The sequence below is a fragment of the Herbiconiux daphne genome, from assembly GCF_024979295.1.
Lineage (GTDB): Bacteria > Actinomycetota > Actinomycetes > Actinomycetales > Microbacteriaceae > Herbiconiux > Herbiconiux daphnes.
This window is the reverse complement of record NZ_JANLCJ010000307.1, coordinates 1-783: the sequence shown is the minus strand read 5'-3', so window position 1 is coordinate 783 and position 783 is coordinate 1. Positions and strand designations below refer to the sequence as shown.

Annotated in this window: 1 protein-coding gene; it reads left to right on the top strand. The window is 42.0% G+C overall.

Annotated elements, in window-relative coordinates; all coding sequences use genetic code 11:
• Window positions 1–39 precede the first annotated feature (39 nt).
• On the top strand, window positions 40–783 hold a 744-nt coding region (locus tag N1032_RS24865), incomplete at its 3' end, for a hypothetical protein (RefSeq protein ID WP_259543217.1).

Here is a 783-nt window from a genome sequence, read left to right as displayed (position 1 = left end):
GTTATCCGTGTTGGGTATGAACTCGTTTGTTGTGTTGAGATGGCAACAGGTCTGTTCGAGCACAAAGAGATTCCACAATATCTTCTTGGTAACAAAGGTAACAAATACATCACAGCGATTGTATTGAATCCTATCTGGATTGAGAAGCTTCAAGAGTTGGCATTTGATATTGCTTCTAATGAGCCAGTGTTTATGCCGACAGTTATTCCACCTCGTCCGTGGACTGACTTCCATAACGGTGGATACTGGAGTAAAGGTAACCGTCCATTCAATATCGTTCAGTCACATCGCCGTCGTAACATCGTTAAACATCAGGCACATCATAAGATGCCGAAGGTGTTAGAAGCAATCAACCTTCTACAAAACACTCCTTGGAGAGTAAACCAGAAAGTTCTGGATGTAGTGGTTGAGCTGTATGATAATGATGATAAGGTAGAAGTAACTCAACGTATTTCTAAATGGCCTATCATTGAAACGTTTCGCCCTCGTCCTGAAACAGATGATGTGGATACACTGAATCAGTGGAAAGAAGAAGCTCACGCGTTTTATCAGGAGCAGAAAGTAAATCAGTCTCGTCGTAAAAGTTTAGATACAGCAATCAAGCAAGCACAGAAGTTCAGCCAGTATGACCAAATCTTTATGCCATACTATTGTGATTTCCGTGGTCGTATCTATGCTGCTCCATCATTTAATCCACAAGGTGGTGATGTGATGAAAGCGTTGTTGACACCAGCACAGAAGAAACCAATGGGTGAACGTGGTTGGTATTGGCTTCGTGTTCAT